Here is a 25,356-nt window from a genome sequence, read left to right as displayed (position 1 = left end):
AGAGAAACGCGTAAATCCTTTTAATCAGGCATTAACCTAAATACGTTACAATTTGTATATCGGCTATATAACGAAGAACTAAAGTGCGAAAGCAATATTATTTCTGCTTTTTGCTTTAACCTCATACAGTTTATCATCAGCTTGTTTCACTAATTGCTCAACTGTCATTCCTTTACGCCATTGCGAGACACCTTGAGATACGGTGACAAACTCACTAGCAAGCGAGTCCGGGTGTTTAAATCCTAATTGGTTTAACTTGATTTTAATCTTATGTGCCACATTAACCGCGCCAGCAATATCAGTTTCTGGCAGCAAAACAATAAACTCTTCACCACCATAACGGGCACATACATCTCTTGGTCTTTTAATCAGGCCCTTTAGTAATTTAGCCAATTCGACTAAGCACTCATCACCCCGTTGATGCCCTAAGTGGTCGTTAAGTTTTTTAAAGTAATCTATGTCCATGAGAATAATCGACATTGGTTGAGCTGTTCGCTCTGAATGTTGAATTTCTTTTTTCAGCATCATATCGAAGTAGCGTCGATTACTCATTTTGGTAAGCCCATCAGTTAACGCAAGTTGATTGAGTTCTTCAAGTAATCGCTGATTCTCGACATCTTTAAAAACGGCTTTACGGAACCACTTCTCCATTACTTGTTGACCGGAAATAACCACACCTGCAAAGCAAAGCATCTTTACAACAGGGAAAAATAACTCTTCTGAGTAAAAAAACCTCAAAATAGCCATATAACTTGCCATAAAAAAAACAGATAACAGTAAAATACCGCGTTTTGGAAATAAGGCCACAGACAGTGAAAAGATTAATAAGTGTAGTATCGCTTCGACTCGATTTTCAGCCGCAATCCCTTGCATAACCAGCATATTACAAACCGTCAACCAGCATAGGACTAGAGCAAAAATGTATCTGTAGTAACGGTTGAAGTTTCCAACATCAGGTTTTTCTGCTTGTAAGAAGTTATGTACTGAGCCATAAAAAGAGACACCAACTAACGGCAAAATACTGAGCGTAGTAAACATCAAATCTTGATTGGGGTTATTGTATAATTTGGCGAAAAATGTCACTAATCCTAAAACAAAACTCAATATACTTATCCAACGACACCCTTTGGCAAGGTATTGCTGTGTTTCAATATGTAATTGGTGTTCAAATGTTGGAGTCGGCTTGAGCATTTAGCGCTTTTAGTTGAACTGTTATCTATTGATTATAACGATTATTTAACGAATTGTGACATGAAAAGTGAGTTTAATTCACTCAGCTTACAACTATTTTGAAATCCGACTTTTGATTTAGCTGAGTCACTTTTAAAATTGAAAATAAAAAAGCAGCTAACCTAGGCTTTATATTTGCAGAATATACATGCTGAGTATTCGAACTAAATATATAGGTTAACTGCTAGATGATTTGAGGTTCACCTTCAATTTACTTGGCTAAGCAGCCCTTTAACTTTAAGCTGCAACAACCTGCGCAGAAGTAGTCTCAGTTAGTTGCTCAGTTTCGCTATGACGAATTAAGTAATCAAATGCGCCTAATGAAGCCGTTGCACCGCTTCCCATCGCGATTATAATTTGCTTATAAGCTGAATTAGTGACATCTCCTGCAGCAAACACACCTGGAATTGACGTTTGACCTTTGGCATCGACAATAATTTCACCGCGGCCAGTTAACTCAACAGTATCTGTTAACCATTCAGTGTTTGGTACTAAACCTATTTGAACAAATATACCTGCAAGTTCAACATCATGAGATTCATTCGTTTTACGATCAGTGTATCTAAGTCCAGTGACACGTTTACCGTCACCCACCACTTCAGTGGTCATAGCTTGGGTAATAATATCAATATTACCCATTGAGTGTGCCTTACGCTGTAATACTTCGTCTGCACGTAATGTAGTATCAAATTCTAGTACCGTTACATGCTCTACAATGTTTGCTAAATCAATAGCCGCCTCGATACCTGAATTACCACCACCGATGACAGCAACTCGCTTTCCTTTAAATAAAGGACCATCACAATGTGGGCAATAGGCAACACCGCTGCCACGATATTCTTGCTCACCAGGAACATTCATTTCACGCCAGCGTGCACCTGTAGCCAGTAATACTGTTTTACTTGATAATTTAGCACCGCTTTCAAGTTCCAATTCAAATAGGCCGCCATCTTTTAATGACAAGGCCCGCTGGTTATCCATGATATCAACATCATAGTCTTTAACGTGGGCTTCTAAATTGGCCACAAGTTTTGGCCCTTCAGTTTTTGATACTGAAATAAAGTTTTCAATCCCAACGGTTTCAGCGACTTGACCACCAAACTTATCAGCAACAATACCAGTTCTAAGTCCTTTACGTGCTGCATAAATTGCTGCAGATGCACCCGCTGGGCCGCCGCCTACGACAAGTACATCAAAAGCTTCTTTGTTGTTGATTTGCTCGGCTTTTCTAGCCACAGCATTAATATCGAGCTTATTTAAAATTTCAACAACACTGATAGCCCCAACAGAGAACGGTTCACCATTCATGTATACGCTAGGAACTGACATGATATTGCGGTCATTCACTTCATCTTGAAATAACGCACCGTCAATCATCACGTTAGTAATATTTGGATTAATCGCTGCCATCATATTTAATGCCTGAACCACTTCAGGACAGGTTTGGCAGCTAAGCGAAACGTAAGTTTCGAAATGGAACTCACCCGGCAGTGATTTAATTTGTTCGATGACTTCGTCAGCTAATTTAATCGGGTGACCACCAGAGTGAAGTAATGCAAGCACTAGAGAAGTAAATTCGTGCCCCATTGGTAAACCTGCAAAGGTAATGTTTGAGCCATTTTGCGGATTTAGAATACTCATCGACGGCGTTCTGGCCGACGTTTGCTGCTTAAGGCTGACTAGCGTTGATAATCCTTCAACATCTTTTGCAAGCGATAATAACTCTTGAGATTTGGCACTTTCATCTGCTGACACGACAAGTTCAACTGGGCGCTTGAGGTTTTGCAGATAGGTGTTCAGTTGATTTTTAATATTCGTATCTAACATAGGTGTGCTCCTAGAAAATAAATGATTGAGCAAAAAAATATCAACCTTAGAGAGTTAAACTCGGTGATGAATCGAGTAAAACCAGAGGGAGGTCTAAGGTTGATTGGAGATGATTTGAAACAATTTTGGTGAATCTATTGAATATGGCTCACTCACGATGATGAGATGAATGAGCCATGAATCTTTTGTTAGATTTTACCAACTAAGTCAATTGATGGAGCAAGTGTTTCTTCACCTGGCTGCCATGCTGCTGGACATACTTCGCCGTCATGAGATGCAACGTACTGAGCTGCTTGAATTTTACGTACTAGCTCAGATGCGCTACGACCAATACCTAGGTCATGAATTTCAGCAACTTTAACTTCACCTTCTGGGTTCATTACGAATGTACCGCGAAGTGCTAGACCGTCTTCCTCAATCATCACACCGAAATTACGAGTGATTGCGCCAGTTGGGTCACCAATCATTGGGTAGTTAATTTTACCGATAGTGTCTGAACTTGCATGCCATGCTTTGTGAGTGAAGTGAGTGTCAGTTGATACTGAGTAAACTTCAACGCCCATTTCTTGAAGCTTAGCGTAATGGTCAGCCATATCGCCTAATTCAGTTGGACAAACAAAAGTGAAATCAGCTGGGTAAAAGAATACCACTGACCATTTGCCTAAAAGGTCTTGCTCAGTCACAGGTACAAATTCGCCATTGTGAAATGCAGTTGCTGAGAATGGCTTGATTGTAGAATTGATAATTGATTGAGTCATTGTGTTACTCCGATATATTTAATTAAGTGTTTAGCTGTATCCGTTTGATGGAATAGATAATAGCGATAACTTAGAATTAAATATAACGGGTAAAAACTATCACCCTAATCGGTTTTTTAGAAAGTTTATTTTGAATAATGAAATACTATCGAATTTTCCGATAACACATAGTCTGTTTTAAGCTTTGGTAATAGACAACAAAGAAGGTAAGCCATGCTGCTACCACTAAATACTTAACAGAGAACTACTGTTAAAGCCTGAAGTCCTCGTAAAATCGGTATTGTTATTCCCATTGAGTGAATCGAGTTAAAGATCGTGAAACTGAGTAATCTAACTGCTGGGATAGCTGTTGTAAGTGTTGTTTATTCGTTGCGGCGCTAAATGACTGAGGCTGCTTACTTGCGTAAATCACCCAATTACCGCCTCCTGTAAGTGTTGCGTATACATTTGCAAAGTGCTGAGATAGCGTTTGCTTTAGGAGCTCACTTTTGCTGTGCTCCTTCCAGCAATTAAGCACTAAAAAGCCATCAGCTTTTAACCCTTTGTGGCAGTTTTCAATAAACTCTGTGGTCAGTTGTTTTTCGTCAACGCCTTGCTCTATGTACATATCCGCAAAAATAACATCTACTCTTTTGTGCTCAGCATTAGCAAGAAAATCTCCACCATCTTGATGCACGATATTGAGTTTTTTCCCTATCGGCAGTTGAAAGTAACGTTTAGATATTTCAATAACATCTTTTCGAAGCTCAACCGCGGTCAACTTAATAGCTGCATCATAACGGCGCAGAGCGTGCACTAAGCCACCACCGCCTAAGCCTAAAATGATCGCACTTTTAGGTTTAGAAAATAGCAGCACTGCTAGCATTGCTTGAATATACGTATGTTGGGGAACATGAGGCTGAGCTTTGAGGATTTTACTTTGCTCGTCATTATCACCAAATGACAAAATCCTAAACTCGTTATCTTCTAATACGAAAATAGGACCAATATCGTCACTGACATGGTGTAACTGCTGATAATCTGACATTTGCTTAGCTCTGCTTATTCATCTTTGTCGAACGTAATCATAGATAGATGAATGAAATTTGGCTGGCTAGTTTACAGGATAATGAATAACTCACACTAGTGAGCTGCAAATCATGCTACTTTAAACAAAAAATCGCCCAAACAGGCTAACCATCATGCCAGTTTGAGCGGGCCTATTTAATACAGCTAACTTCGTTCACGCACTCTTCTCAATCACTCAAATAAATTTTATCTAAGTAATCGTTGAAAGAAGGTGACGGCTTGTAAATACATTTGCAGTGCCAGAGCTGCATCATAACGATCACCTTCATCACGCATGAAGGCATGTTGGGCATTGACTTCTTGCCAGCTAAAATTAACCTCTTCTTGTTCAAGCTTTTGATAGATTAACTTGCGTCCTTCGCTAGAAACATGAGGATCTTGCTTGCCGAAAATAATTGCCACTTCACCAGCAATATCGCCAGTACGGGTTAAAGAGTCATTATTATCTTCACAAGGTAGAGTATTTGAGTGAATGTCGGTTGGGTACAGACAAAATGCCCCGCTGATATCAGGGTTTAGCCCAGCTCGATAAGCCAAATGGCCACCAATACACACACCCATAGCTCCAACTTTACTAGTGCAGTACGCTTGACTGCGTGCAAACTCAACCATTGCTTCGGTATCGCTGTCATGATGCTCTAGGGTTTTAGTAAACTTGTCAGCATTACCTTTATCTTTGCCAATATCATCGTACTCAAGCACTGTGCCTATTGGATTAAGCTCATGAAATACTTCCGGTACTAACACCACAAAACCATGACCCGCTAATATCGCTGCGCTTCGTGCTATCGGCGCCGTTTGCTGAAAAATCTCTGAATAAAAAATAATACTCGCAAACTGACCTGGTGCGTCAGGGCGATAAACATAAGTGCGCATCACACCAGTTGGTGTCGCAATATCATGAACTTCCTTAGTGGTTATCATATTCCCTCTTTATGCTTATAGTTGTAGTTGCGGTTTAATTTAACTCATTGGCGGAATGCTGACCTGAAAGTAAATCGGTGACATTTTTCAAGGTCGTTAACGCAATCGCATTTAATGCTTCGTCGGTTAAAAATGCCTGATGTCCGGTGAAAATAACATTGTGACAAGCAGAAAGCCTTCTAAACACATCATCTTGAATTATTTCATTAGACTTATCTTGAAAAAATAACTCTTTTTCATTTTCATAAACATCCAGCCCTAGCGCTCCTATTTGACCAAGTTTTAATGCTTCCATTGCATCTATTGCATTAAGTAAGCCGCCACGACTGGTATTCACCACCATTGCGCCTTTTTTCATTTGATTAAAGCTATGCGCGCATAATAAGTGATGGTTCTCTGGAGTTTGCGGACAGTGCAGACTGATAATGTCGCACTGAGGGTATAACGCTTCTAAGCTGATATATTCAACGCCTAAGCCTTTAACTATGTCGCTAGGGTAAGGATCGTATGCAACTACTTTACAACCAAACCCCAGCAGAATCTTGATGGTAGCAATACCAATTTTACCCGTACCAATTACACCAACGGTTTTTCCATGCATGTTAAAACCCACTAACCCAGTGAGTGCAAAGTTGGCATCGCGGGTTCGCTGATAAGCTTTATGAATTTTACGATTTAACGTCAGCATCAATGCAATTGTGTGCTCTGCCACAGATTCAGGTGAGTATGCAGGTACATTTACCACGGTAATTCCGAGGCGTTTTGCCGCCGATAAATCAACATTGTTAAAGCCTGCACAGCGCATTGCAATGATTTTAGTGCCGCCTTTGGCCAGCTCAACTAGCACTTCTTCACACAGTGAATCATTCACAAAAGCGCACACGACCTCAAACCCTACGGCTAATTTGGCGTTTTGCATACAAAGCCGATAATCAAAGTATTCAATAGTGGCACCAAACTGTTTATTCATCGCATCAAAATGTTGAATATCATAATGTTTGGCACTGAAGAATCCGATTTTCATATTGCTATCCTTAACTCAAAAAGCAGAAGCCTAATATTGATTTCATCTGCGGCTTCAATTGATTCATTTCTACCTTTAGCATATCAATAATTTAGATTTTGCTATAGATCGCTATTCATTCAAGATGAATTTGCTAAGCTGGTGCTTCATTAAAAGCAACAAATGTGTCTTCTCATGTCTAAAAAGCAATACCAAGAAGTATCCGAGTTTCAATTTTGGCTACAACGATTAGGCAAAACCAGCTTACGTGCATTGCATATTGTTGGGATTGTTGGCGCTGGCGGTGGGTTATTATTAGGTATCGAACAAAGTCAGTGGCTTAACTATTGGATTTTAGCGATGACCAGCGGTGTCGCTTTATTTGCTTGGGAAGTGATTAGAGACTGGCGCTGGTTAATCCAATTAAAAGGCGTATTAACAATTCTCAAAGTGTTACTGCTTGGTTTATTTATTCCTATGGCCGATTGGAAGCCCGAAATAACAGTTTTTATCGTGCTGTTATCGGTAGTCGTGTCGCACGGTCCAGCCGGATTAAGGCATTATTCGGTGGTCCATAGAAAAGTAATACATGGCAAAAAGGAAATTAAAGGTTAATCTAGTATTATCTTTTGTTATTTTTAAGGTAATAGGATGTTTCCTTATCCAGAGCAATACCGGTTAGCTGCACCGCCGCTAACCACCAGTTTTATGGTTTTTTGGGCACTGTTTAGTCACAGCATATTTGCTGATGCCAGCCCGTTTGCGTTATACCCTTTATTATCTTTGTTTCCACTGGTACTTATTGGACATGTGTATCTGATTTGGAATGCACAAGGAATGTCGCGATTGGATCAAAGTTTTTATGCCTTAGTACATGTGCCATTGGCCTTTGTTGTTTGGACATTTACAATTATGCACGTCAACGGCAATGCGTTTTCTTAGTCAGCTTTTTTAATGATGACGTTCCGTTGCTAACCCTAGATAAAATGAGCTACGCCATTAAAGGGAAAGTTAATTATCGATGTCTTTCTAAAGCGATAATTAAGCCTTTACAACAGCTACCATTAACTCATGTGCAAGTGTCATGAATCATAGTTTGCTTGCACTAATGTAAACTGAAAGGTATCTTTGCCGCGCATTCTAGTAAAAGGCTTATCATGGCAGACTTCATCTATACTCCTCCTACCGATCCTTGGCTTGATATTATTCATGAAGATAAAGATATTATTGTTCTGAATAAACCTTCAGGCTTATTGTCGATTCCAGGGCGTGAAGCCAAATACCATGACAGTATCTATAGTCGGGTACTCGAAAAATATCCCAATGCTCAAATAGTCCATAGATTAGACATGGCAACATCAGGCGTTATTGTTGTTGCACTTCGCCGTAATGCCGAGCGAGAATTAAAACGTCAGTTTAGAGATCGTGAAACCGCCAAAACCTATTATGCAAGAGTTGCAGGTTATGTCAGCCCTTCGATTAAACAAGTTGATTACCCACTCATATGTGATTGGCCTGATCGTCCTAAGCAAAAAGTCGATCATAAGTTAGGCAAGCCTTCGTTAACTCACGTAGAAGTCGTCAGTTACGCCAAACAATCAACCTTAGTGAAGCTAACGCCTATAACAGGTCGCTCCCATCAATTACGCATTCATATGATGGCCATCGGTCATGTTATTTTAGGTGATGGTTTTTATGCTGACCCGCTCGCTAAACGTTTATCTAAACGACTTTTATTGCATGCAGCAGAACTTACTATTCATCACCCTTATAGCCAGCAAGAAATGACATTTACCTCAGACGTGCCTTTTATTGAGCCTGTTGGCTCACAATAAAGCTAACTAAAATTTCAGACTGAAAGTTCTCACATACCACTTTAATACTTGATGGGATAAGTGAGAAAAATTGTTCATGAGAACTTTTTGATAGCCATTATTCATCATTCATCGTAAATTAATGCTTAATTATAATTAAATTAGGCATTTTACTATGGAAACTCCATTTCAAAGAGACCAGCTCGACAACCAAATTCTTCAAGCATTAATGGAAGAAGCAAGAACCCCATTTGCAGAACTCGCCAAACGATTTACAGTCAGCGCTGGCACTATTCATGTTCGTGTCGAAAAAATGAAACAGGCGGGCATTATTACTGGAGCAAGGATAACAGTCGATCCTAAAGCTTTAGGATATGACGTTTGTTGTTTTATTGGCATTAATTTAAAAAGTGCAGGCGATTATCCTGCAGCTATATCAAAGTTAAATGCCCTTGAGGAAGTTGTTGAGGCATATTATACCACTGGTAATTACAGTGTTTTTGTAAAGGTAATGTGCCAGTCTATCGATGGATTACAGCATGTTTTGATCAACCGCATCCAGTCTATCGATGAAATTCAATCAACAGAAACCCTAATAAGCTTACAAAACCCTATTGTTCGTGGCGTTAAGCCTTAGGCATTTTATTTATTACTTATAACAAGCCTAAACAACCAATACCCCTAAAGGAATAGTATTTACTTACGCTAAATTTAAATATTTGTAACAACTTTGGTTACCTTTGTTAAGTATTTGTGTTAAAAAGTCGTAGAGCGCATCAAAGAATGCACCCGATACATTAATACAGAAATATAACAATCAGCATTACCACCTACCTAGTCTCTATCCTACAAATGCTTGGACGTGGTAAATGCTTAAACCAAGGAAGAAGTTGTGAAGACTAAATTATCTCTAGCTATATCAGCAGCGCTACTCTCAAGTGCTAGCTTTGCAAACACCGAAATGACAGGCAATAAGTACAACTTAGAAATATTGTCTATCGATCAGCATAAGAAACCAGCAAATAAATTAACCACCATAAACACCCCTCAACGTTTTATTGTAGAACTGACATCTCCAGCTTTGGCGGTATCAGGTAAATCGGCAGCAAAATCAGATAAAAATACTAAACTGGATATTCAGTCAGCTACAGTACAAAACTATGCTTCACAGCTAGCTAATGAACAAAAAGCATTCTCGAATGCGTTAAATAAAGTTTCAGCTAATAGCAAAGTAGAACGTCAATTTAAAACGTTATTTAACGGTGTAACCGTTGCGGGTCAAAACTTAACTGTAGAGCAGTTAATGGCGATTCCTGGGGTTAAATCTGTTTATCCAGAAACCATGTATGACATTAGTATGGATGCATCACTTCAAGTTATTAATACTGAAGCAATGTGGAATACTGTTAGCGGAATGGAGAATGCGGGTAAAGGTATTCGAGTAGCAGTTATTGATGGTGGTATTCGTCCTGAAAACCCAATGTTTGCTGATGAAGGTTTTGAAGCGCCAATGGGCGTCATGCCAACTGATGATTATTGTTCAACCACTGATGAAGCTTTTTGTAATAACAAGTTAATCGTTGCGCGCTGGTCACAACCTACCTTTGAAGTCTGTCCAGATGAATACATGAGCCCACTTGGTTACGGCGGTCACGGAACTCACGTTGCAGGTACAGCCGTAGGTAACTTAGTTTCTACACAATTTAATGACATTGATGTTGAATTATCAGGCGTAGCGCCAGCAGCTTACTTAATGTCTTATAAAGCACTTTACTCAAAAGCTGATTGTTCTGGCGGAAGTGGTTCTAACATCATGTTAATGGAAGCGTTAGAGCACGCTGTTAATGATGGTGCTGATGTTATCAACAACTCTTGGGGTGGCGGTGCAGGTGCAGATCCAGCAAGTAGTCCATACAAAACCATGTTTGAAGCTGCAGAAGCCGCTGGTGTTATAGTGGTTTCAGCTGCTGGTAACGACGGTAATGGCGCAAGCACTATTGGTTGCCCTGCATGTATAGAGTCTGGCATTGCTGTGGCCAACAGCACAACAGGCCGCTACTTTGCTAACAGCTTTAATGCCGGCGGAGAAGATTTATTAGCCATTCCTGGTTCTGATACTGTTATCGAAATGGATGTTACAGCCTCTGTTGTTGCTGCAATTAACCTTGATGAAGCTAACTTTGAAGGCTGTGAAGCATTCGAAGCTGATAGCTTTAAAGACAGTATTGCGCTAATTTCACGTGGAGCGTGTGCATTCTCAGATAAAGCAGAAAATGCCATGAATGCCGGTGCCACAGGATTAGTGGTTTATAACAGTAATCCAGGTGCTCCAATTACCATGTCTATGCCTGGGGTTACTTTCCCATCGGTAATGATTTCTAAAGGTGACGGCGAAGCTCTAGTTGAAGCTATGGGCGAAACAGCATCAGAAGGCACAATTGGTTCTGAAGTTAAGCGTTTAATGGTTCCAAGCCTTGCCGATACGATTAACAGCTCGAGCTCTCGTGGCCCGAATGGTAATCAAAATATGCTAAAACCAGATTTAGCAGCGCCAGGAACCAATATTTTATCAGCTTACTCACCAGATGATGGTGGAGAAGACTTTAATATGATTTCGGGTACCAGTATGGCAAGCCCTCATGTTGCAGGTGCTGCCGCAATGATGCGTCAACTTCACCCAGATTGGTCTGCGAATGATATTAAGACTGCACTAACATCAACTTCAACAGTTGATGGAATCCTAGATGATGATGCAACTACTGCAGCTTCACCGTTTGCAATGGGTGCGGGTCGTATGGATTTAGATGCTGCAGCTAAAGCGGTATTAACCTTCGATAAACCTTCTATTGCTGCAGATTCATGTGTTGGCCCATGTACCTTTACTCGTACTGTTTATAATAAGAGTGATGAAGACACTTCTTGGTCATTAGCAGCAAGCTCTGATGCTGCAGGTATTATGGTTTCTCCTTCAACATTGGATATTCCAGCTGGCGGCTCAGCAACCTTTATGGTCACTGTCGACTCTACTTTTGCTGAGTACGGTGAGTGGATATTCGGTAATATTATGCTTACAAGTGCATCAGGCATGCAAGATGCTCATTTACCACTCGCAGTATTAGCACAAGAGTCTAGCGACTCTTCATTGATTTCTGTAACTTCTGATGATTCAGATTTGACTACTGCAGATGACATGGAAATTTCAGCAGTACTGAACAATACCATGTTCGAGAATACTGTTACTTTCACAGCAATGGCGCCAGAAGGTTCCATGTTAACTTCTGAAGATGATGTATCAGTTACTTTAACTAATGCTTCTCAAAATGGTTTTAGTGTTAACGAAAATACTGGTGTAATCACTTGGGTGGGAAGCCTTGAACAATCACAGATGTCAATTGGTGCTTCAACTGACACTTATCCAAGTATCTTTGATGCTGGTTTAGCATTTGTACCTGCTTGTGATGAAGGCTGTGATGAAAAATCATTTACTTATTCAGGGCTACCTGAATTCAAGTATAACGGCGTAGCTTACGACACAATTACCATCTCGGATAACGGTATTGTACTCGTTGGCGGCGGCAATACTGGTGGTACATGGAATAATAAAGAGTTACCAGATAGTGCAGCACCTAATAATATACTCGCTCCATTCTGGTCTGATTTTGATTTAAGTGATGGAACAGCTACTGATACCGGCGGCGGACAACTAGGTCTAAATGTTATCACACTGGGCGATGGAAGTACTTTCATTGTTGTTGAATGGAAAGATGGTCAACTTTACGCGGATGCATCTGGAACGGCTTATTCATTTAGTGTTTGGATAAAAACTGGTGATGCAGAAGATGTATCGTTTAATTACCTTAATATCCCAGATATGCCTGCAAATGTATCAATTGGCGCTGAGAATGTCGGGGGTACTATTGGTACAACATTCCATTACAATGGTGAAGGTTCAGCTGTAACGACTAATGATTATTTACAAGTTGTTTCCTCTGCTGCAGGCCAAGTCAAAATTGACTACAAAGCAACTGCAAGTGAATTTAGCCTTGGTTATAAAGACACCCCTATGACACTTGAAGAAACTGTAGCAACCTTCAATGTTTTAGAAAATGACATCATGCCTGATCAAAAGGTAGCTCGTTCTATGGTTACCGGTGATGGCATGACTGCTACTGCTCAGCGTATTATCAATGTTGCAGCATCTGGTGAATTAGGTATGGCAGTTATTGTAGATGAACCATCTAATGGTACAGTTACTATGACAGAAGCAGGTGATGCAACTTACACCCCTAATAAAGATTTCTTCGGAATGGACTCATTTACCTACACAGCTACAGACGGTGAAGGCATTACTAGTACTCCGACAGAAGTTATGGTTGAAATCACCAATGTTAATGATGCGCCTACAGTTTCGGCTAGTGGTATGACTAGCACTGAAGGTTTTGTTGTCACAGCTACTGCTAGTGGTGCTGATGTAGATGGTGACTCTTTAACTTATAATTGGGTTCAAACTAGTGGACAAGCGGTTAACTTCTCCAATGGTAATGCTTCAATAAGCTTTACAGCTCCTGCCGGTGATGATGTTTACATGTTTGATGTTACTGCTTCTGATGGAGAACTTGTAAGTGATGCAGCAACTGCAACAATTACAGTGAATGCTGTTGATGAAAAAGATGACAGCGGCTCTATGGGTTGGTTAACAACACTTCTTCTTCCTTTAGCGGCATTCCGTCGTCGTAAGATGAAGTCTTAATCGGTCTACAAATAAACCGTTTAATTAAAACATAACGCAAAAAGCCCAGCATATGCTGGGCTTTTTTATATCTAGCTTTTAAGCAATCACATTAGTGATTAATAACCAAAGTCGATATAAAATAACCTAAAACAGTCGCCGTTGTTACCCCAATAAAGCCTGGAATAATAAAGCTATGGTTAAGGACATATTTACCGATATTAGTTGTACCCGATCTATCAAAACTAATTGCCGCTAAGTCGCTTGGATAGAATGGGAAGAAGAAATAAGCATAACACGCTGGAATAACACCAATTAATACTGGCGCAGGAATACCTAACGCAAAGCCTAACGGAAACATAATCGTCAGCACAGCAGCTTGGCTTTTCAGGAAGATAGACGCCATGAACATTGCAATAGCAAAAGACCAAGGATAAGCACTCACTAAGTCGCTAAGCGAACTCACTAAATAGCTTTTATGATGACTAATAATTGTGTCACTCAGCCATGCAATACCAAAAATAATCACCACAGCTGTCATACCTGCTGTAAAGACATTACTGTTGACAATTTTTTGCGGAGACACCTTTGTCACCAGTAAAATAATCGCACCAACAGATAGCATCATAAACTGAATTGCTACCGACATTTTCACGCCTTCAGGTAACAACTCTTTACTGAACATTGCCAATACAATAACTGAAAAAATACCCGCTAAGAATAACGCTAAACCACGTTTAGCAATGCTATCAGTATGAGCTTGGTCAGTTGTTTCAACTTCTGGATCAATTAGATTGTTTCGAAAATCTTCATCTTGTAAACGCGCTTGAAATTCTTCATCTTTATCTAAATCTTTACCACGATGTAAACTCCACGCACAACCAGCAAGTACACCAACCAACGTAGCAGGGATTGTTACAGACAATACATTGATTAAACTAATATCTAGACTATTGTCCATGGCTGTTGCCATCACAACTGCTGCAGCAGCTGCAATAGGACTTGCTGTAATCCCCATTTGCGATGCAACAGTTGCCATAGCTAGCGGACGTTCAGGTCTGATACCTTTCTTATAAGCAACGTCATAGATAACAGGTAATAATGGATAAACTGAGTGACCTGTTCCGACTAATACCGTTAAAGAATACGTACATAAAGGGCCAAGGAAAGTAATTTGACTTGGGTGCTTTCTTAATAGCTTTTCAGCGTATTTTACCAGTAATTTAAGACCACCAGTTGCTTCTAAGGTTGCAGAAGCTGCAACTACAGCAAGAATAATCAGCATAACACTGACTGGTGGTGAGCCAGGCGCAATACCAAATACGAACGCAAGCACTGACACACCTAAGCCGCCTAGCAAACCAAAAGCGACGCCACCATGACGGATACCGACAAATATCACGGCCAACAACAACAGCATATGAATATAAAACATTAGCTAAATCTCCTTAGCAAACATTGAGTTATCTATGGCTACTCCAGCCAAAATAGTTAAACTTAGTATTAATACCCTGTTGATATAAGGGATTTGTATATCAAGTAATAAACACTAAAATTCGTCGTTGAGAGCTGATTGAATCGTTATCTTTTTAGTTAGCCCCCAAGTTGTTTATACAACAAATAGCTAACTGCAAATATAAGCTACAAACGATACAGTGACCTCGCGCATAGAATTCTCAACCTAAGTTATAATTTTGTGATCTCTCAATATTTAAGTATTTAATGATGTAAATTTACTTGTTTAAAATCAGCTTAATTAAACCAATGTAAAGCCTGTTTTAACGTCTAATATTCAACAAAAGAGCAATCACTAATTTCAATTATTAGAAACCAATCATGAACAAGTTTTTACTAATTTTTTTACCTTCACAAATTCACTAATTAAATTCATTCAGTTTTTATACAGCAAGTGAAGCTTATAGTGGCTCCAACAAAACGAAATAATGATTAATTAATACCTTGGAGTGAATTATGAAAACTAAACAACTTATATTAGCTGGTGTAATAACGTCTATGATGTCAGTACCTGCAATGGCATCAGATTGGTTTGTCGGTGGTGCCGCTGGTTATCAGAAAAATACTTACGAGTTAGATTCTTCAGTCGATGGATCTAAAGAGAAAGAAAAAGATATGGCATATCAACTTCGTGTTGGTAAGTATATTAACGATAATAGTCGTGTATATGGTACTTATGGCTACAATTCTGAAGATATTGGTAAACAGCAGAATTTCTTATTATCTTATGACTACCTAGTACCACTTGGTCAAAGTAACATGAACTGGTTTGTAGGCGCCACGGCTGGTATGACACACACCAGTATTGATACTGCCAACTTAGACTCGGGGAATAATTTTGTTTGGGGTGGCCAAACCGGCTTCATGTATAACATCAATGATAAATGGTCTACTGAAATAGGCTACCAATACCTAAAGCAAGATTATGAGAAAGATGTCAGTAATGGGGCAAACACAGGTTCATTCTCTTTAAATGATACCCAGCAAGTTTATCTAGCGATTGATTATAAGTTTTAATTAAAAACTACTTCAATTTAAATAAAGGGCACATTAGTGCCCTTTATTTATAGATAAACAATGTACTCAAATTATTAAACTATGCTTTGATGAACTTTATTTAACCAAAACATAAATATAAAAACTAAACAGTCAATAAATCTAACAATAAATTAGCGAGAGTTCTGCTGATAATTAATTACTATCCAGTTCCTGCACATTCAATATCAAGCTTATAGCTTTAATTAACTCAACGAAAACACATTCATAAAAGCGTAACCACAATTACTTACTATTCCAATCATAACTTTTGAGATTATCTATACTTATATTATCAATTTGATGACAGATAAGAGGATAACTCGCCGATAAGACATCAGCAGCATAAAGAGACAACAATGGGACAATATTTTTCAGGACTCACCCAATACACCTGCATTACAGCAGTGCTTCTTTATGGTTTGGGCTGGTACGAAGGCGAGAAAATTGCCGATGGCTTGTCCATAGATGATACAAACTATTCACTGGCACAAGAGTCTTTAGCGCGGAAAATTCCATTCTACGAACTAGGTATCAGCGCGGGCTATGATAGACAACAGCGTCTAAACACCTCACTGCCAACTCAATAATCGAATATTGAGATTAAAAATGCTTAAGTAAAAAGTACAGTCAATATATTTGAGTAAACGTCAGGCACAAAAAAACCGACATTAAGTCGGTTTATTCCTCTTAAGAGGAGATGGTACCGGTGGGCGGACTTGAACCGCCACGCTCGAAAGCAACGGATTTTGAATCCGTCGTGTATACCAATTTCACCACACCGGCATCATATTGATGTCTCAAAAGAGCTATGCTCAATCGAGAGTCAGAATTATACCTAGGCTAAGGCCAATGGCAAGTCCTTTCAGCGCGATATTCTCAGTTTTCAATTCAATAGCTCAAAACTCATTCAAACTATAGCTTATGAAGCTTAACCCTTTAGGTTCGCAATGTTATCGCTTCGACTAAGTGACTAAACAATGACTAACCATCATGATTTACATTTCCCTAATTTAATACATTAGCGATAAAGCAATAACTGAAGCATTAATTGATCGAGATCATAATTGTTAACAGATGTTTGCAGTATGTTATTTATGACTTCACTATAAAGGAGATAATAAAATGGCATTCTGGTTAGATTTAATGTTTGGTAATGCAATTGGTTTGCTTTCAATGATTGTTATCTTCTGCACCATGGGGATCATGTCGTACATGATGTGGATGTTTATCGTGAAGTCAGCTCCAAAAGAATAGGTAGTACTTATTTAGATTTAAGTCAGTTTTTTGTGTTTTTTTTGCAAATAATTAGGGGGCATTTAGCCCCCATTTTTCTGTCTATAATTGTTTGTACTAAATTTTTTATAACTAAGCGCTTCATACCTAAAGTAAGTCGTCAGACTAACAACTTACCCTTAACACGTTTATAGTTTCCGAGAGTGCTTATCAACTATTAGGCTGCATGCTTTCTTGGTTGAACTAAGCCATTGATAAACTGTGGTCTTGCTTTAATCAAGTGTGATAGCTCTTCTTTACTTGGTTCGCCAGCTGGTAATCGCAAAACATCACGGTTCAAATATACTCTAGCTTTCATCGAAATTTTGTATTCCGCAGTAGGGCCTTGTATTGCGTAATGGCGCTCATTACCAACAAGTTCAAGGATACTGGTCGCTATCAAACCTTTCACTGCAAGCTCATTTTGAGGTAATGCCAAAATTGTGGCACCTTGAAGGAAAAACTCTCTCAATAAGGCACGTTCCGCGGGATCTAGCAATTTAACCTTGGCCTCAATGGTCTCTATAGCCCGCTTTTCACGTAAATGACTAATGGATTCATCAACAACAAAAGTGAATAACTGACTTAAGAAAAAGGCCGCGCCAACAATCAAGCCTAAACCAATAAAGTGACCATAATCGCTTACTAAACTATCTAGGGACAGGGTTTGTAATATATGGGAAGGAGCAAACAACAACACTGCACAAGCAACAACCCACCAAAGCATTGCACTGACTAAAACACGCTTTACGCTGGCTAACTTTACGTTATCAAATTTAATTTTCATCATCTCGCTTCCAAAGTGTCAGATTTTTGAATCTATCACGTTAAAAGCAATTTTGATGCCAATGAGAAACCTTAATTGTTCTTTTAAAATTAATCGATTATTTTTCAGCTAACCTTGCTAACACACGACTTGCTGCAATAAACCCAAATGTACCTGTTACCATAGTCACAGCGCCAAATCCTGATGCACAATCCATACGCATGCTGCCTTCTGCAGTTGCTTTTGTACTGCAGACACTGCCATCATTTTGTGGGTAAACTAGATGTTGAGTAGAAAAAACAGCATCGACAGCAAAACGTCGTTGAGTATTCTTAGTGAAATTATATTCGCGGCGCAAAATGCCCCGAACTTTAGCAAGTAATGGGTCTTGAACTGTTTTAGCCAGATCAGTGAGCTGAATTTGAGTGGGATCTGTTTGACCACCAGCGCCACCTACGGTGACAATTTTTAACTTGTTGCGTTTACACCAAGCAATTAGCGCTGCCTTTTGTTTTACCGCATCAATACAATCAACCACATAATCAATAGATAATGGATCGTTTTTAGTCCCTAAGTATTCAGCTAAGTTGTCAGCAGTAACAAAATCTTCAATCTCGTTAACCACACACTCCGGGTTTATATCACGAATACGCTTTGCCATTACCTCTACTTTAGACTCACCAATTGTTGATGCAATAGCATGTGACTGACGGTTGGTATTCGTGACACAGATATCATCCAAATCAATTAGCGTTATTTGCCCAATCCCACTTCGTGCTAGAGATTCGGCCACCCAAGTACCGACACCGCCAATACCTATGACAACCACATGAGCGTTAGCAAAGTTTTGTAGTGCATTTTGACCATATAAACGGCCTATTCCACCAAAACGATTTAAATAAGATTCTGACAACATGTAACGCTCTTGTGTGCTCACTAATAAGGGGGCGATATTTTATACGAAACTCAGCAAAATCGAAATAACTGAGTGACGAAAAATAACTGCGCATTTTTAGCCCATAACGACCATTTAAAAATAGCTCACAAGCGACACAATTGTTATCAGTTTATGCTAATAGGGAAAACTAGAGATATTGTTAGTTAAGCAAGCTAGAAATTATGTTACTTAGTACAGTAATGCTTGTAAATCAATATGATACATATCGAAAAAATCCAACCTTTAGTGACTAGTGTCACACTTTTTTATTAAGTTTTTATGGCAATATCAAACGCAGATACAGGATTCCATAAATAGCGTACGCACCCTATTTGATGCGTCATCGCTATTTCTATCAATGTTAGGCATAACTGATGAGTGTCTAACAAAATCAAGCCCTTACCAAAGGAAGATTAAGATGATGAAAAAAAACCTGATCACTGCAGCAATTTTATCTTGCACTGCAATGACCTCTTTTACTGCGCTAGCTGATGGCCCAAATTTCTACGGCCGTGCTGATCTTGCATTCACCAATTCTGATACGGGTGTAGCTACTCAAAATCAAAAAGACGGCACTATTATTGAAAACAACTTCTCATGGTTAGGTGTTAAAGGCACAGAAAAAATCAATGATGATTTTGAAGTGATCTACCAAATGGAGTTCGGTGTAAGCAACTTTGATAACTCAGGCAATACTTTCGCAGCTCGTAACACGTTTATCGGTCTAAAAACCAATGCAGGTACTGCATTAGTTGGTCGTAACGACACTGTATTCAAAGCTTCTGAAGGTGGTTTTGACTTATTTGGTAACACTAACTCAGACATCGATTTACTAGCTGCAGGGCAAACACGTTCAGGCGATGGTATCAGCTACTACTCTCCAAAAATTGCTGACATGGTAACGCTAAACGCGACTTACCTAATGGACGACAACTATGATTCACAAAGTGATTCTATGTACGCTGTTAGTGCAACAATTGGTGATAAAGCCCTTAAAGCACAAAACTTCTACGCAGCAGCTGCTTACCAAGACGGTATCACAGATATCGAAGCTTACCGTGGTGTTGTACAAGCTAAATTCGGCAACTTCATTGTTGGCGGTTTATACCAAAACACTGAAAGCTTAAAAAGCGAATTAGCACACCTTGAAGGTGACAGCTACTTCATCAATGCAGCTTATGTAATGGGTAATCTAAAAATTAAAGCTATGTACGGTTACGATGATTCTGGGCTAGGTAAAATTGTAGACCGTCGTACAGGTCAGCTTGAAAGCAGCGAAGGTGCAAACATTTTAGATGCTCGTAAAGATGTATCAGATGTTGAAATCCAACAGTTCAGTGTTGGTGCTGACTACCGCTTAAGTTCAAACACTTTAGTTTATGGTCACTACACTAAATACGATGGCGACATGAAATTAAATGGTGTTGTTGAAGATTTAAGTGATGACATCTTTACTGTTGGTGTTCGTTTAGACTTCTAAACAACCAATTGGCCGCCGAAATATACTGCGGTAAATTGTTTTAAAAATGTAAAAGCGACCTCAAAAGGTCGCTTTTTTTATAGCCTTTATTTTATTCAACCTTTGAATTATGCAAAACCGCATAATTCAAGCAGTTTTACCGCTTAAGAGTTAACAATTTAGCAACACCTTAACTAGCCGTATAGCCAATACAGTCAAGCCTTACACGAATTAACAAAGCTTGTGAACCTCCACAAATAGGTAGTTTGCTAAAAAGCTGTTAACCAATGCTCAAAAGTATCGAATTTGTCACATTTTTACCTTAAATCATTACGTTATACCAAAAACTTTGAACTACACCACAACTTATACCCTATAAACCTGCAAAAATTCCGATCAGTTCGTTATGCAAAAGCATTTTCTATTAGTTTTTTTGCAACTGAAATTCACTATAACACCCAATAATGGGAATAGGACTTCGGTTCTATACGGGAGTATGAAAAGATGAAAAAGACGCTAATCTCAGCATCTGTAGCCTCAGTTATTGCTTTAACTTCTTTCGGTGCGCTAGCCGATGGCCCTAACTTCTACGGTCGTTTAGACCTAGCAGTAACTAATTCTGATCTTGGTGTTACTACCCAAGAAGGTAAAGAAGGCACTGTATTCGAAAATAACTTCTCTCACTTAGGTGTTAAAGGCAGTGAGAAAATTTCTGATGCTTTTGAAGTGCTATACCAAATGGAATTCCAAGTTGAAAACACCTCTTCAAGTTCAGATGTTTTCAAAGCTCGTAATACTTACCTAGGTCTAAAAACTGACTTCGGTACTGTATTAGTTGGCCGTAACGACACAGTATTTAAGCAATCTGAAGGCGGCGTTGACGTTTTCGGTAACAGCAATGCTGATATCGACCGTTTAGTGGCTGGTCAAACTCGTTCTGCTGACGGTATCTGGTACTACTCTCCAAAAATCGCTGATTTAATCACATTAAACGCGACTTACTTAATGGAAGATAATTACACCGATGCTGATGACAACGAGTCTTATGAAGATCAATATGCATTAAGTGCAACGATTGGTGATAAAAAACTTAAAGCACAAAACTACTATGTAGCAGCTGCTTACAACACTATCGGTGGCATCGATGCATACCGTGCAGTGGGTCAAGTTAAATTTGGCGATTTCAAAGTAGGCGGTTTGTACCAAAACACTGAAAGCCAAACAACTGAGCAAGAAGGTGATTCTTACTTCTTAAACGTGGTTTACAACCTAAACGGCGTTAACTTAAAAGCTGAGTACGGTGTTGACGAAGGTGGTTTCGGTCGTTACCTAACTAAGCAAAAAGCAGCAGATGGTGTTGTTACTGATGCTAGCATTACTCAAATCACTGTAGGTGCTGATTACCGCATCTCTAAATCTACTCTAGTATATGGCCATTACGCTATGTACGAAGGTGATTACCAACTTGACGGTGGCCCAACCATCGATTTAGAAGATGACAACGTATTTACCGTAGGTATGCGTTACGATTTCTAATTGAGTAAATCGCTTTAATAACAAGCGACTAATATCAAAAAAGCGACCTTATGGTCGCTTTTTTATTGCCTTTTAAATAGATATGAAACTTTAATAAGGTTTAATTCTTCACATCTTTGCAATTTTATATTTTACGAGTCAGCACGTAAGCTGCTTCGTTAAGCCAAGGAACATTTTTTTTCACAAACCGCTGATTTTCAGCCAATACATCAGCACACTCTAAAAGCTCTACATCAAAGTAAGGTGCTAGGTATTGTTCTATCCATTGCGGACTTACCGCAAATGGTGGGCCATTAAGGGTTTCTTGTGGGTAATCCAAGGTCACCAGTAAACCTTTAACGCCAGCAGGAACTAATGTCGCAAGTTTTATCGCATATTGCTGGCGCATTTCTTCTGGCCAGGCAATAAGCGCAGCGCGATCATAAAAAGCAGTAATTGATTGAGTAGATTCTATCGGTAAGGTGAATATATCACCTTGAATGAGCGAGACTTGCTCAGTTAAGTAAACTTGGTGTTCCCCCTTAACTTGATGACTAACAGGGAGATTATTTTCTTTAAAAAAGTCTTCAACAGCTAGTTGATTTAGCTCGCAGCCAAGTACGTTATGCCCTTGCTCCGCTATGTAACACATATCTAATGACTTACCGCACAATGGAACAAAGACTTCTGCAGAGGTTGCTAACGATAAACGCGACCAATACTTAACCAGAAATTCATTAATTTGCGGTTGATGGAATCCAATTTGCTTTAAATCCCATTTTTCGTGCCAAAAACTCGGCTCCATGATTACAAACCCCTAGTGATATATCATCAATAACTAATGGGTTTCACTGTAATCACAAAAATTGTGATATGCAATATGGCACTACAACTTATTCTCTCAGACAAATCTGAAATAAGGGGATGGTTATTAAGGTATTCTTCACTTTAACTATAGCTGTAAATATGAGTAAGTTACTTACTTGCCAACCTTAAGCTAAAAAATGCTGATCGCCTATTCAGGTTCACCTTCTAACACTTGTTGTACTTTTTTAAGCCATTTGCAGTTATCACATTGACAGTTGCGTCTTGATAAATGGTGCGGGCTTAAGTTTGAATCGATAAAGTCTACCGCGATCAGCAATTGCTGTTTGAGCTCTTCAACGGATTTCTTCTCAATCGCCACTAATTCATCATTGTGATTCATCCAAATGCATTCTTCACCTTGATGGCACGTAGTGCACTGCTCATCACTGGCATTATAGAACACTGCATGTGGGCAATGCGTTACTTCCATAGACTGTAAAATACGCTGACGCGGAAAAGAAAATAGTGAAATTAAGTCAGCTTTATTGATGGTAGGCATAAGCACTCCTTGATTAAACCGAATCCGTTGATTCATTTAGATAGTACCTGTCTATCACCAAAAACAAATTGATTCATGTCAAAGTTTACAACTCCGTTTTTTTGAGATAGGCAGCTTTACCCGCAATAGCTAATATAAAACTCACTTTAGGCCTAATTGCGGCCGTTCTATCGATCATTTTGCTTTTTACTGATGAATAATAGTAAAAAGTTATCTAAGGCCTTGCCTGATAAATCGAAATATGAGTTTATGGAGTTTCTAATTCATTACGCCGATGAGTTAGCTAACAGGAGTACCCAGTGCAAACACCTCAGCTACAACACTTTTATATCAATGAAGAGCAATCTGTTTATTTATTAAAAGCTGAAGATGCTCGAAAACATCGCGCTTGGATCCGACTATGTAATCAACAGCTTAGTAAGCTCGGTTATGCCGATATCGAGTTTATTGGTAAAGGAGCTTATGGTTTCGTGTTTGCTGGCACCAACGACATTGGCGAATCCCATGTATTTAAGTTCTCTCGTATAACCCTGCCTCGCAGTGTCCAAGACCGACTTGAAGAAGAAGCTTTTATGCTTAGTCAGTTAGTCCACCCTAATGTACCAAGCGGCATCAAATTTGAGCGAGTCGGTAAACAAGGCATTATGGTAATGGAACGAGCACAGGGTGAAGATTTAGATAAAATTTGTCATCGTTTGGGCGTATTGCCAGTGGCAATGATTGTCAGTATTGCTCGCCAATTAGCCAACCTACTTTATTACCTTCGCACTGGTAAGTGTCTTGTGCACGGTGACATTAAGCCCTCTAATTTAGTCTATGACATTAAAAATGATCACCTGTCTTTAATCGACTGGGGATCAGCAGTCTTTGCTCAACGTGATGAACATAATAAGGCCGTTGAAGATAACGTGATGTCTTTGATGTCGAGCGATCAACACCATACCAATGCCAGAATGGGCGACGTATACTTTATTGGTTCTGAACAACTTAACGGCGCACTGTCCAGCCCGCGGTTTGATGAGCAAGGTGTAGCTGCAACCCTATATGCATTGGCTTCAGGGCAAATCAGTCGCTTTGGCAGTAAAGTGATACCCGCAAGTAGTTTGGGGCTGCCCATTGAACTTGCGCGCACACTAGATGGCATGCTCAGTGATGATGTCGAAAGACAAAACCTTGCTGGCGATTACTTTTTAAAAAGTATGCGACATAACCACAGAATGCACTTGCCTGATTTACAAACTCAGCCACTTCACGAAGATATTCCACTGTGGCTACTGCCAAAACAGAAACAAGTTGAAACGGTAAGTTATAGCTCGCGAAAATCATTCTTAAAAGAACACAACACCCAAGATCCCATTGCCAAAATGGACGACGTACAACTAGAGAAGTACTACCGAAATTTCTTAGCCGGCATGGGCGATACCGAAAAAGGCTTTGTCGCTGCTGTGGGTAAATTAGCCCAGTACCCTATTGTGGGAGGTTTAGCGATTCATTGGCGTAAAAGTGGGGTTTATATTGATTCAAACCTTGCAATTTATGACCCTGAAACCAAAGATGTACTCATAAAAGCGGTCAATAATATGGTTACCCTCGCCCGCGGTATTAAGCGTATCGGGGTGTTTAAAGCTTGTTTTTTTAATGCTAAAGATACCTTACACCTTGAACGACAAAATGCATCAGAGCCCTATCAAATGGTAAATGATGCGCAGTTAAGTTTTGAAGTCGGTGATGTCCCAGCATCTGAAGGGCGTTCGCGATTACACTCTTACTTTGAAGACGGCAAAGATCCAGAAGAAAATTTAGAGCTGCCAACTGAAATCATGACCGAATTGGGCTGGATTAACCAAATTCATCATACCGGTTGTATCATCTTTGAAGCGCTTCCTAACCACTTAAAAGTGCACAGTTATTTGCGGTTATTAAACCCACGTAAACAGGCCGCTTTTCGCGCTTCACTCGATCGAATTCTACATCATGCCACAAAGATTCAAGGCCATGGAGTATCAGGGTTTATGAAACTTCCTTATAAAAATACCCGTCAGTTTTCACATATCGACAGTAAAGCTGAGCATTTTTATCCTAAAAATCCTAAAAAAGCGCATAACTAATAGCTTCTAGAAAACAAGCTTCTAAGG

The 25,356-nt window shown here is 39.4% G+C and carries 22 protein-coding genes and 1 tRNA gene; 11 read left to right on the top strand and 12 right to left on the bottom strand.

What is annotated here, in order from left to right; all coding sequences use genetic code 11:
* Nucleotides 1-78: 78 nt before the first annotated feature.
* The 6 genes from QPX86_RS03820 to QPX86_RS03795 form a co-directional block, all read right to left on the bottom strand.
* Nucleotides 79-1,191: a GGDEF domain-containing protein gene (locus QPX86_RS03820; protein ID WP_285164260.1), complete on the bottom strand. Its 1,113-nt coding sequence runs from the start codon at nt 1,189-1,191 to the stop codon at nt 79-81.
* 276 nt (nt 1,192-1,467) lie between these two features.
* Complete coding sequence (gene ahpF / locus QPX86_RS03815; RefSeq protein ID WP_285164259.1) at nt 1,468-3,057, bottom strand: alkyl hydroperoxide reductase subunit F; 1,590 nt, start codon at nt 3,055-3,057, stop codon at nt 1,468-1,470.
* A gap of 188 nt (nt 3,058-3,245) precedes the next feature.
* Entirely contained in the window at nt 3,246-3,815 is a 570-nt protein-coding gene (gene ahpC / locus QPX86_RS03810; RefSeq protein WP_153912646.1) for an alkyl hydroperoxide reductase subunit C, read from the bottom strand.
* 283 nt (nt 3,816-4,098) lie between these two features.
* On the bottom strand, nt 4,099-4,842 hold the full coding sequence (locus QPX86_RS03805; RefSeq protein WP_285164257.1) for a spermidine synthase: 744 nt from the start codon (nt 4,840-4,842) through the stop codon (nt 4,099-4,101).
* A 227-nt stretch (nt 4,843-5,069) separates the two neighbouring features.
* Nucleotides 5,070-5,807: a dienelactone hydrolase family protein gene (locus tag QPX86_RS03800; protein ID WP_285164256.1), complete on the bottom strand. Its 738-nt coding sequence runs from the start codon at nt 5,805-5,807 to the stop codon at nt 5,070-5,072.
* 34 nt (nt 5,808-5,841) lie between these two features.
* A complete protein-coding gene (locus QPX86_RS03795) occupies nt 5,842-6,831 on the bottom strand; it encodes a 2-hydroxyacid dehydrogenase (protein ID WP_220752649.1) in 990 nt (329 codons plus the stop codon).
* A gap of 174 nt (nt 6,832-7,005) precedes the next feature.
* On the opposite strand from QPX86_RS03795, the gene QPX86_RS03790 reads away from it, so the two are divergent.
* The 5 genes from QPX86_RS03790 to QPX86_RS03770 all read left to right on the top strand — a co-directional run bounded on the left by QPX86_RS03790 (nt 7,006) and on the right by QPX86_RS03770 (nt 13,374).
* Entirely contained in the window at nt 7,006-7,425 is a 420-nt protein-coding gene (locus tag QPX86_RS03790) for a hypothetical protein (RefSeq protein ID WP_285164255.1), read from the top strand.
* A 36-nt stretch (nt 7,426-7,461) separates the two neighbouring features.
* Nucleotides 7,462-7,752: a hypothetical protein gene (locus tag QPX86_RS03785; RefSeq protein ID WP_220752651.1), complete on the top strand. Its 291-nt coding sequence runs from the start codon at nt 7,462-7,464 to the stop codon at nt 7,750-7,752.
* A gap of 215 nt (nt 7,753-7,967) precedes the next feature.
* Nucleotides 7,968-8,645: a bifunctional tRNA pseudouridine(32) synthase/23S rRNA pseudouridine(746) synthase RluA gene (gene rluA, locus QPX86_RS03780; RefSeq protein WP_285164251.1), complete on the top strand. Its 678-nt coding sequence runs from the start codon at nt 7,968-7,970 to the stop codon at nt 8,643-8,645.
* Between the two features lie 154 nt (nt 8,646-8,799).
* Nucleotides 8,800-9,261: a transcriptional regulator AsnC gene (asnC, locus tag QPX86_RS03775; RefSeq protein WP_285164249.1), complete on the top strand. Its 462-nt coding sequence runs from the start codon at nt 8,800-8,802 to the stop codon at nt 9,259-9,261.
* Nucleotides 9,262-9,516: 255 nt separating this feature from the next.
* Nucleotides 9,517-13,374, top strand: a complete 3,858-nt coding sequence (locus QPX86_RS03770; protein ID WP_285164247.1) for a S8 family serine peptidase — start codon at nt 9,517-9,519, stop codon at nt 13,372-13,374.
* Between the two features lie 91 nt (nt 13,375-13,465).
* Here the strand turns inward: QPX86_RS03770 and QPX86_RS03765 are convergent, their stop codons facing one another.
* Nucleotides 13,466-14,788, bottom strand: coding sequence for an anaerobic C4-dicarboxylate transporter (locus tag QPX86_RS03765; RefSeq protein WP_285164246.1), 1,323 nt, complete (start codon nt 14,786-14,788; stop codon nt 13,466-13,468).
* Nucleotides 14,789-15,324: 536 nt separating this feature from the next.
* On the opposite strand from QPX86_RS03765, the gene QPX86_RS03760 reads away from it, so the two are divergent.
* Together QPX86_RS03760 and QPX86_RS03755 are read left to right on the top strand one after the other, a co-directional pair.
* Nucleotides 15,325-15,885, top strand: coding sequence for an outer membrane beta-barrel protein (locus QPX86_RS03760; protein WP_285164245.1), 561 nt, complete (start codon nt 15,325-15,327; stop codon nt 15,883-15,885).
* Nucleotides 15,886-16,262: 377 nt separating this feature from the next.
* Entirely contained in the window at nt 16,263-16,493 is a 231-nt protein-coding gene (locus QPX86_RS03755) for a hypothetical protein (protein WP_220752657.1), read from the top strand.
* A gap of 111 nt (nt 16,494-16,604) precedes the next feature.
* Here QPX86_RS03755 and QPX86_RS03750 read toward each other — a convergent pair.
* A tRNA-Leu gene (locus QPX86_RS03750) sits at nt 16,605-16,689 on the bottom strand.
* 339 nt (nt 16,690-17,028) lie between these two features.
* On the opposite strand from QPX86_RS03750, the gene QPX86_RS03745 reads away from it, so the two are divergent.
* Entirely contained in the window at nt 17,029-17,160 is a 132-nt protein-coding gene (locus QPX86_RS03745; protein ID WP_076540587.1) for a DUF3149 domain-containing protein, read from the top strand.
* Nucleotides 17,161-17,356: 196 nt separating this feature from the next.
* On the opposite strand, the gene QPX86_RS03740 is transcribed toward QPX86_RS03745, so the two are convergent.
* Together QPX86_RS03740 and tcdA are read right to left on the bottom strand one after the other, a co-directional pair.
* Nucleotides 17,357-17,968, bottom strand: a complete 612-nt coding sequence (locus tag QPX86_RS03740; RefSeq protein ID WP_285164239.1) for a superinfection exclusion B family protein — start codon at nt 17,966-17,968, stop codon at nt 17,357-17,359.
* Nucleotides 17,969-18,062: 94 nt separating this feature from the next.
* Complete coding sequence (gene tcdA / locus QPX86_RS03735) at nt 18,063-18,857, bottom strand: tRNA cyclic N6-threonylcarbamoyladenosine(37) synthase TcdA (RefSeq protein ID WP_220752726.1); 795 nt, start codon at nt 18,855-18,857, stop codon at nt 18,063-18,065.
* A 445-nt stretch (nt 18,858-19,302) separates the two neighbouring features.
* Between tcdA and QPX86_RS03730 the strand changes: the two genes are divergently transcribed.
* Both QPX86_RS03730 and QPX86_RS03725 read left to right on the top strand, forming a co-directional pair.
* A complete protein-coding gene (locus QPX86_RS03730; protein WP_285165132.1) occupies nt 19,303-20,361 on the top strand; it encodes a porin in 1,059 nt (352 codons plus the stop codon).
* A gap of 483 nt (nt 20,362-20,844) precedes the next feature.
* A complete protein-coding gene (locus tag QPX86_RS03725; RefSeq protein WP_220752659.1) occupies nt 20,845-21,876 on the top strand; it encodes a porin in 1,032 nt (343 codons plus the stop codon).
* Nucleotides 21,877-22,000: 124 nt separating this feature from the next.
* Here QPX86_RS03725 and QPX86_RS03720 read toward each other — a convergent pair whose 3' ends face one another.
* Both QPX86_RS03720 and QPX86_RS03715 read right to left on the bottom strand, forming a co-directional pair.
* On the bottom strand, nt 22,001-22,660 hold the full coding sequence (locus tag QPX86_RS03720; RefSeq protein ID WP_285164238.1) for a thiopurine S-methyltransferase: 660 nt from the start codon (nt 22,658-22,660) through the stop codon (nt 22,001-22,003).
* A 210-nt stretch (nt 22,661-22,870) separates the two neighbouring features.
* A complete protein-coding gene (locus QPX86_RS03715) occupies nt 22,871-23,221 on the bottom strand; it encodes a hypothetical protein (RefSeq protein WP_220752661.1) in 351 nt (116 codons plus the stop codon).
* Between the two features lie 299 nt (nt 23,222-23,520).
* Between QPX86_RS03715 and QPX86_RS03710 the strand changes: the two genes are divergently transcribed.
* A complete protein-coding gene (locus QPX86_RS03710) occupies nt 23,521-25,329 on the top strand; it encodes a protein kinase domain-containing protein (RefSeq protein WP_285164237.1) in 1,809 nt (602 codons plus the stop codon).
* The last annotated feature ends 27 nt before the right edge of the window (nt 25,330-25,356 follow it).

Source organism: Shewanella goraebulensis (genome assembly GCF_030252245.1).
Lineage (GTDB): Bacteria > Pseudomonadota > Gammaproteobacteria > Enterobacterales > Shewanellaceae > Shewanella > Shewanella goraebulensis.
Note: the sequence above shows the minus strand (reverse complement) of the source record. Positions and strands in the feature narration are given on the sequence as shown.